This is a genomic window from Schlesneria sp. (genome assembly GCF_036405755.1).
Lineage (GTDB): Bacteria > Planctomycetota > Planctomycetia > Planctomycetales > Planctomycetaceae > Schlesneria > Schlesneria sphaerica.
Window position 1 is genome coordinate 1 of record NZ_DASWWZ010000057.1, and the last position, 9,251, is coordinate 9,251.

The window sequence follows — 9,251 nt, forward strand, 5'->3', positions numbered from 1 at the left end:
CATCGTTCTCGCCAAGTCGGATGGTGCAGGTTCATGGCGTGTCCGAGTCCTGGGGATCGACCACCCCGGGGAACTGTCACTCATTTGCGGATTATTGTTTGTCTACGGTTTCGACATTGTCAACGGGATCGCATCCACTGCTGAGCCTGTCACTCAAGGGGGCGCGGCCAAAACTCGCGAATGCAAGTTTGTCGATGTTTTCACCGTTCGGTCTTCAATCGAAGCAGTCATGTCCGAAGTCTGGAACTGCTACGAATCTGACCTGACAGAGTTAGTTCAACTCGCACAATCCGGGTTGAGTCATGAAGCCCAGGGACGCCTTGCGTCACGGGTCGCAGACGCACTGGAAGACTCGCCCGACCTGGCAACAAAGCCAGCTCCACTGGAAGTCAGCTTCGACAACCAGTCGCATGAGCGGTTTACAGTCCTGCACATCCGTGGTGAAGACACGATTGGCTTCCTTTATGAACTGACGAACGCGTTAGCTCTCAGCGGAATTGCCATCGAAGGGATGTTCGTCAGTACTGACCTCAATGTCGCAGCGGATATTCTCTATGTCACAGACGCTGCCCGACGTGGCAAGATCCTCGATGAACGGCGAATGCAGGAGCTTCAGGCAGCGATTGTGCTGATTAAGCACTTCACTCATCTGCTTCCAGGCTCGCCGAACCCGGAGGCTGCTCTCATCCACTTTCGTTCATTTCTGGGCGAATTGTTCCAGCAGCCAGACTGGACAGAACAGTTCTCGTCGCTTGAACGGCCTGAAGTCCTGACTGCGCTGGCAAAGGTCCTTGGGGTGAGCGATTTCCTGTGGGAAGATTTCCTGCGGCTGCAATATGCCAACCTCTTCCCGGTCCTGCGTGACATCACCGGAATCGAAGAAGCGAAATCGAAATCGTTGCTCTGGCGTGACCTCGCGATTGAGCTGGCAGAGATCGATGATCCGGCAGTACGTCGTCGAGCCTTGAATGCGTTCAAGGACCGCGAAATGTTCCGAATCGATCTCCGCCATATTCTCGGACGGTGCGGAGACTTCGATCGGTTTGCCGAAGAGCTGACTGATGTTGCCGAGGTGGTTGTTTCGACCAGTCTGCAACTGAGTGAACTCGAATTTCACGATCGGTACGGGGTACCGAAATGTGCTGATGGCGATCGAGCTTCGATGGTCGTCTGCGCTCTAGGGAAATGCGGTGGCCGCGAACTCGGTTTTGCTTCTGACATCGAGTTGCTATTTGTCTATGACAAAGATGGGATGACCGACGGACGCGAGTCGATCGCCAATGCGACGTATTATCAGCGGCTCGTCGAATCCTGCGTGCATGCCATCCGGGCTCGACAAGAAGGGATCTTCCGAATTGACCTGCGACTTCGTCCATATGGACGATCTGGGCCACTGGCAGTCTCGCTCGATGCATTCCGGCGTTACTTTGATCCCCAAGGCGCCGCCTGGCCCTACGAACGTCAGGCCCTGGTAAAGTTGCGTCCGATCACAGGGGACCCCGGACTTGGAGAGAAACTGATCTCACTCAGAGATAAGTTCCTGTATGACGGTCCACCTTTCGACTTCGCCTCAATGCGCGCCATGCGAGAGCGGCAGGTCCGACAACTCGTTGCGACCGGCGAGTTCAATGCGAAGCTTAGCCCGGGCGGCCTGGTCGATATTGAATACTTCGTTCAGGCCATGCAGATCACGCATGGCTCAAGGCACGCGAGTCTGCGGGTGACGAACACGCGCATCGCGATGGACGAAATGCATCGAACGGGGGTATTGACCGAATCAGACTATCGAGCACTGCGAAACGCCTATGGCTTTTTCCGCAGGCTGATCGATGCATTGCGTATGGTCCGGGGTGATGCGCGCGACCTGACGGTCTCCGGTCCTTCAAGCCAGGATTTCCATTTTCTCGCGCGTCGGTTGGGCTACGGATCGTCACCTCAAAAACTTCATCGCGACCTGAACCAGCACATCGAAGTGGTCAACGATCTTGTCCGCAGACAGGCGGAGGTGGTGTGAAGCCATGGGAACCGTTTCCAACAGAGCATCAGAAAGCATTCAGCCCACGGCGTCGATTCGCGTCCTGCGGCATCGGGCTCGATTGCTGAAAGTGATGCGGGATTTTTTTGACCACGAAGGATTCTTCGAGGTCGAAACTCCGATACTATCAACCGACACCGTCGTCGATGCATGGCTGGAGCCATTCGTGGCGGATTGGATTCCACTCGGATGCAACTGGCGGACGGACGGCAGCGCCAGATACCTGCAGACGTCACCCGAGTTCGCCATGAAACGCTTGATGGCAGCAGGAGCGGGTGCCATCTATCAGCTGGGAAAAGTCTTTCGTAACGGCGAATCGGGGCAACGTCATAATCCGGAATTCACCATGCTGGAATGGTACCGACAAGGCGATGACCTTCAGGCCTTGATGAGTACCACCGAGCAACTCGTTCAACGAGTCATTTCTGCGACCGCCGCACTTCCCGGCTTTACCCCCACAGCGGACTCCTCCGCACTCTATGACCGAGCCATGGACCCACGCGGTTTCGAGCAGGTCACGTACCGCGAAGCTTTCATCCGACGAACAGGGACTGACGTCATAAGCTGTTCCATGGACGAGATTCGGGGGATCGCACGCACGAATCACCTGGTCCCCCCTCCCGGGCTCGACCTGGACGACCGAGACGGCTGGCTCAATTTTCTGCTTGCTGAGTTGATTGAACCGGATCTTGGCCAAGGGAGACCAACGTTTCTCGTGGACTATCCGGCAAGTCAGGCCGCGTTGGCCCGATTGTCTCATGACGGGCTGACGGCGCATCGTTTTGAGCTCTACATAGACGGAATTGAACTGTGCAACGGTTATGACGAATTGACCGATGCCACCACGCTGCGTGATCGAATCCGCGAACAGACCCGAATACGCGAAGCGGTCGGCCTGCGTCCCCTGCCGCAGCAAAGTCGCCTGCTCACCGTCATGGAAAAGGGCCTGCCCCCCTGTTCGGGCAATGCTCTCGGTGTGGATCGCTTAATAATGCTTGCCCTGGGCTTGAAGACGATTTCAGAAGTCATCCCCTTCCCTTTTGAGATCGCTTGAGCATTTGCTTTCTGCGTTTTTGTCGCGAAGATAGGGACTGGGTTCGTGGGCACAATACGGTCGGATGGGGTCAAGCGAAGTAGGAGATCCCCTCAATTCCGTAGCGTATGCCGTAACGTTGTATTGAGGGCCATCATCGATCTTCCCGGACGGCTGCCAGCGAACGGAGGTCGCAACCTACTCATGGACCAGGCAGGAATTCCTGTAACGACAGCTGGGAGGTTCTTCAACGGCATCGATCGTCGCACTCCGCAAGTCGTCGAAGGAGTCGCTTTGTGAAGGATTCCGCCTTGAAAAGCATCATCGGTACCGCGCAACGGAATTCGAGAATGGACTCAGACAGACACGGTGGTTCGCCACACCGGTACGCTACAGACAGCCCCCTGGTTTCAGATGTTTCTTCTGAGCATTTTCCCGGCGTCAGGCAGACTCCGTTGTACTCTAAGGTGGTAGGTCGAGCGTGCCTGGTCCTGGCGCTCTTCATTTCGTCCCTGCGCGGTGCAGAGTGCGCCGATCTCGCCGAAAACGAAGTCAAACAGGCAATTGAGCGTGGTAAGAAGTTTCTGATCCAGGAACAGGCTCAGGATGGGTCCTGGGTTGCGGAGCCAGAAGTCCAGGTCGGGATCAGCAGTCTGTGCGTCCTGTCGCTTCTCAATTCTGGCATGACCGCACAAGACCCGACGATTCGCCGGGGGTTGCAGTATCTTCGTTCCCGCAGCCAGGACGATTTCGGAGGACGCAACGAAACCTACCAGGTGTCGCTGATGATCATGGCCCTATCGGCAGCCAAAGAGAAATCGGACGCTGTAAGAATTGCCGATCTGGCGCAGCGTCTTGAAAACGGCCAAATCACGTCTAATAACGTCGGTGCCTGGTCTTACGGTTTGAAGAATGTCTCTCAAAATCTGGGAGATCAGAGTAACACGCAATTCGCGATCCTTGGTTTGCGAGAAGCAGTCGAAGCGGGTGCGAGTGTGAGCCGACGGACCTGGGAGCGTGCGCGTGACTATTGGGAGAGAAATCAGAGTCCCGTCGATGGGGGTTGGGGCTATCTGGTCGGGGGCGCGGACGGCGACGTCGGCAGGCCCCGCAGCAGTGGAAGCATGACCGTCGCTGGCGTCGCCTCACTCGCGATTATTCAACAGATGCTCCTGTCCGATGCCGACGTTGCCGCGGATGGTAGCCCCCCCTGCTGCAATGAACGGCCCAATGATATGGCGATTCAAAACGGACTGAACTGGCTCGGCCGGAGTTTTTCAGTCCACCATAATCCCGGTGGCCCCGGCCATTCCTGGCTGCTCTATTACATCTACGGGATTGAACGCGCGGGACGACTGACGGGACAGAGGTTCTTCGGAGATTATGACTGGTACCGTGAAGGAACAGCCAAACTTCTCGCCATTCAGAATCCCGTCGACGGGCACTGGGTCGGCACCGGAACCTACGAAAGTCGGCCAGTCTGTGGCACCAGTCTGGCTCTGCTCTTCCTGTCTAAAGGTCTGTCGCCCGTTCTCGTCAACAAGCTGAAGTACGGCATGCGACATCCCAATAACCCAAACGTGCTGCTGGATAACAACTGGAATCGCCATCCCCGAGATGTCAGAAACTTAACTGAGTTGATCAGCAACATGCCCCGATGGCCGAAATTGCTGACTTCCCAGGACCTCGACCTCGCTCGGGCGGTGAAGACGGGAGGGGTCAACTCCATGATGCAGGCTCCGGTCCTGTTCATTACAGGACCCGGCCGGCTGTCGTTCTCTCCCGCCGAGACCCAACTGATCAAAGAGTATCTGGAAGAAGGCAATTTCATTCTTGCCTGCCCTACCTGTCAGGGCGACGACTTCGAGGCCAGCTTTCGTGAGCTCGTCACTCAGATCGTTCCCCCAGGAGAAGGTGAGCTGAAACTGCTTCCTCCCGATCATCCGGTTTATCGGATCGAACACCCGTTGCAGCCGGATGGCGTTAAGCTTTACGGCGTTGATTTCGGATGTCGTACGTCGATTATGTACTCACCCGAAGATCTGGGGTGTTTGTGGGATTATTGGGCGAAGGTTGATCCTCCCAATCGAAACGTGCAGCTCAAAGCCAAAATCGTCCGTGCGACACAGATTGGCGTCAACGTCATGGCCTACGCCACGGGTCGTGAACCACCCGACAAAACTCAAGTTCGAGAGGTCGCACAAAACAAGGGTGAACTCGATCAGATCGAGCGGGGTTTGCTCCAGATTGCTCTGATCAAGCATGAAGGAGCCTGGAACGCGGCACCGCGCGCGCTTCGCAATTTGCTGACTTCCCTCAATGAAAGTGTGGGAATGGCGGCATCGACGAAAACCCGTGATTTAATGCTGTCTGACAAGAACATTTTCCGCTATCCGATCCTCTACATGCACGGCCGGAACCGGTTCACCACTCCCGAGGATGAGCGTCAGCAACTGCGACTGTATCTCGATCGCGGAGGCGTCCTCGTCGCAGATTCGTGCTGCGGTGCGAAGCCATTCGACAAATCATTTCGCGACTTGATCAAGCAGGTCTACCCCGATCGCAAATTGGAACGAATTCCTGTGACTCACGAACTCTTTTCGGAAAAGATCGGGCAAGACATCAGATTGCTGAGGCGCCGTACGGCGGAGGGGGGTGAAAATACGGTGGGAGGCAACTTCACGACTCGAGCCACTGAACCCATCCTGGAAGGAATCGAGGTCGATGGTCGGTATAGCGTGATCTACAGCCGTTACGACATCAGTTGCGCACTCGAACGTCAAACATCGGGGAACTGCGAGGGCTACCTCCCGGAAGACGCTGTCAAACTGGGGACCAACATTATCCTCTATTCGATGCTACAGAACCTGCGACTTCAGCCGGGAGAGATTGCTCCTTAAGTTCCAAGGTGCAAAATCCCGTTTGTCAGGCTCATTCGGATTTCTAATCCGTTACCGTGACCCGCCTGTTCGGTTCAATCCACCAACGGACCGTGTTGCTCGTCATCCCCTGGACTATCGAACTGCCATGAGAATCGTGTCACTCCTTCCCAGTGCGACTGAAATCATCTGTTCGATGGGCCTGGGTGACCAGTTGGTCGGTGTCACGCATGAGTGTGACTATCCATTTCCCGTTCGTTCGCTGCCAAAGGTTACCCGGACACTGATTCCGACGGATGCATCCAGCCGTGAAATTGATGATCTCGTCCGCGAGCGTCTGCAAACCGAGAAAGCCCTCTACACCCTTGATCTTCCAGTGCTGAGTCGGCTCAAACCAGATTTAATTGTGACGCAGGCACTCTGCGATGTCTGTGCCGTCGCCGAGTCGGAAGTGAATGCCGCCATCTGCACGCTTCCGGGACGTCCTCAAGTCGTGAATCTGGAACCAACGACCCTCTCTGAAGTTTTCGGATGTTTGGATCTCGTCGGTCGCGCTGCAGGTGCAACAAAACAAGCGGCAGACGCCATCGCGCAACTTCAGGCACGCGTCTCCGCTGTCAGGGAACGGGCAGAGCAAGTCACTAACCGACCGCGCGTGCTGTTGCTGGAGTGGATTGATCCTCCCTTCAGTTCCGGGCACTGGTCACCGGAACTCGTCCGGATCGCCGGAGGTGCAGAAGTCCTCGGACAAGAAGGCAAACCTTCAAGAACAATTGGATGGGATGAAATCGTCGCAGCGCGTCCCGAAGTCGTCGTGATCGCCTGTTGCGGATTCGATGTCGAGCGAACTTGCCAGGACCTTCCGATTCTCGCCCGTAATCAAGAATTCATGAATCTGCCCGCAGTACGCGATGGACGCATCTATCTGATGGATGGAAACGCATACTTCAGTCGACCAGGACCAAGGTTGGTTGAGAGTCTCGAGATTCTCGCCCACGCGCTGCATCCCGCGCTTCATCCGCTTCCAAAGGGATTGGAACCCGCTCGGCAGGTGACGTGGGATACGCGACTTGGCCCACTTGCGACTGGTACCTAAGTGGACAACAGGTCTGCTCGACAAGTATGTCGCTTGGTTCCACGGAATTGGCTCCGCCGGTCTCCTGTCTACCAATGGTTCATCAGAGACCGGGTATCGGTCGGGAGAGATCTGTCAAAGCGGGTCAGTGAATCGCGTGGATGGGTCGAACCAGCGGAATTCTCACTCGCTTCCGCCAGCCGCAGCAGACTATTTTTCAGGGCGAGCGACCTTGTTCCCATACACAAGGACATCATCGAAATTGCCCGTGTCGTCGAACGATCCGATTCCCACCTGTCCCCAGGTGAAAGTCTTGTCGACGGCCGTCATGACGGGTTCGCTCATGTCGTCAAAAAAGACTTCGATCTTTCCACTGTCTACATCGCGAGTGACACGAGCGTGATGCCATTCCTTGTCCCAGGGTGTCCCCGCCGTGGTCTTCGTTGAGATTTTTTTACGAGGTTGGTCGTTCACGATGAAGATCTGATTCGCGTGATCGTCCGCCTGTTGGCCCAGATGGACGTAGTACATGTGCGCCGGATCCTGATAACCGAAAAACAGGCATAAAGAACGATGTGGGTAATCTTCTGAAGTCGATTGAAGGCGAACATCAAGTACGCAACTCCCCACGACGACATCTTTCGCAACAGATCGGTTAAACGGTGAGCGAACCGGCGTCTTCGTCTCGATGTGTTGAAACTGACTCCAAATCGCATTTGGCCCTTGCTCAATCCGCTTCCAGGCCCTGGCGTCGCTGGGTTCCCAACGGGTCGCCGGATCACCGGTTTCAAAATCATCTTGGAATACCAGAGGCAGTCCGAGCAGCCTCGCAGCCGGTTCCTCCGCCACAGACACGCCGGCCATCGGAACCATCGCAACCAGCAGGACTGCCCAATTCAGACGCAACAGTTGGCTCAAAGCAAATCGCATCAGTGATCTCGCTGAAAAGTACTCAACAGAGGGTTGATTACTTTCACGATTGCGGGAACCTTTCCAACTGGCAAGTGACGCACGAATAAAATAAGGTTAATACGACGAGAACAGTTTGGGATCCGGTCGAGCCCCCCGGCTTGCACTCCCTCATGGAGATATGGTTGTGATCGAAGTTCGAAGTATGCTCGCGTGGTCGCTTCTGTTCTGGATTCCCGTCGAGGCAATTGCCTCGAACGAGATTGACTATGCCCGAGACATCAAGCCTGTTCTTTCTCGTCGCTGTTACTCGTGTCACGGCTCTTTGAAGCAGGAAAACGACCTGCGGCTGGATACCGTCGACTTCATGAAATCAGGAGGAGCCACAGGTCCGGTACTGGTCGCAGGCGATGCAGGTCAGAGCCGAATCCTCTCGGCCATTCAAGGGACCGAAGGTGTCTCTCGAATGCCGCCCGAGGGAGAGCCGCTGTCGCCTGAGCAGATCGACCTGATTAAACGGTGGATCGAGAACGGGGCTCTGGCCCCTCACGATGAACCTCAGAAGGACCCCGCTCAGCACTGGGCGTATCAGTTGCCAGTCCGTGCCCCATTGCCCACGGGAATTGACCCTGCCTGGTCGGAAAATGTGATCGACGCATTCATCGCTGCAGGCCATCAGCAGCATCGCCTGACGGCCAGTCCGATGGCGCCGAAGCATGTGCTGCTGCGGCGAGTTTATCTCGATCTGATCGGACTGCCCCCAACGCGGGAACAGATGAATGCTTTCCTCGCCGATGATAGTCCTGAGGCTTGGGAACGGGTCGTCGATCAACTGCTGACCAGCCCTCAATATGGCGAACGGTGGGGACGGCATTGGATGGACGTCTGGCGTTACAGCGACTGGGACGGGTATGGGCAGGAAGTCCGCGAGAGCAAGCCCCACATCTGGCGTTGGCGCGACTGGATTATCGAATCGCTGAACGCGGACAAAGGTTATGACCAGATGCTGCAGGAGATGCTTGCGGGCGACGAGATCGCTCCCGACGATCCTCAAGTACGCCGCGCAACCGGATACCTCGTTCGCAACTGGTTCTCGTTCAATCGCAACGTCTGGCTGGACGCAACAATCGAGCACACGGCCAAGGCCTTTCTGGGCACAACGCTCAATTGTGCCCGGTGCCATGACCACATGTATGACCCGTTGGCACAGAAAGAGTATTACCAGTTTCGAGCCTTTTTTGAGGCGCACGATGTTAGGACCGATCGTGTTGTGGGACAACCCGATATCGGTAAAGACGGACTGGTGCATGTGTATGACGG

5 protein-coding genes and 1 pseudogene are annotated in these 9,251 nt (G+C 55.9%); 5 read left to right on the top strand and 1 reads right to left on the bottom strand.

Annotation, left to right across the window (positions count from 1 at the left end):
• From VGE80_RS01945 to VGE80_RS01960, 4 genes and pseudogenes are all read left to right on the top strand, one after another.
• A pseudogene (locus tag VGE80_RS01945) lies at positions 1-2,014 on the top strand (glutamine synthetase adenylyltransferase); the annotation flags it as partial.
• 4 nt (positions 2,015-2,018) lie between these two features.
• Positions 2,019-3,089: an EF-P lysine aminoacylase EpmA gene (epmA, locus tag VGE80_RS01950; RefSeq protein ID WP_373651610.1), complete on the top strand. Its 1,071-nt coding sequence runs from the start codon at positions 2,019-2,021 to the stop codon at positions 3,087-3,089.
• 329 nt (positions 3,090-3,418) lie between these two features.
• Positions 3,419-5,968, top strand: coding sequence for a DUF4159 domain-containing protein (locus VGE80_RS01955; RefSeq protein ID WP_440591478.1), 2,550 nt, complete (start codon positions 3,419-3,421; stop codon positions 5,966-5,968).
• A 127-nt stretch (positions 5,969-6,095) separates the two neighbouring features.
• A complete protein-coding gene (locus tag VGE80_RS01960) occupies positions 6,096-7,043 on the top strand; it encodes a cobalamin-binding protein (protein ID WP_397570464.1) in 948 nt (315 codons plus the stop codon).
• Between the two features lie 189 nt (positions 7,044-7,232).
• Here the strand turns inward: VGE80_RS01960 and VGE80_RS01965 are convergent, their stop codons facing one another.
• Entirely contained in the window at positions 7,233-7,952 is a 720-nt protein-coding gene (locus VGE80_RS01965; protein WP_440591479.1) for a hypothetical protein, read from the bottom strand.
• Positions 7,953-8,118: 166 nt separating this feature from the next.
• Between VGE80_RS01965 and VGE80_RS01970 the strand changes: the two genes are divergently transcribed.
• On the top strand, positions 8,119-9,251 hold a 1,133-nt coding region (locus VGE80_RS01970; RefSeq protein ID WP_440591480.1), incomplete at its 3' end, for a DUF1549 domain-containing protein.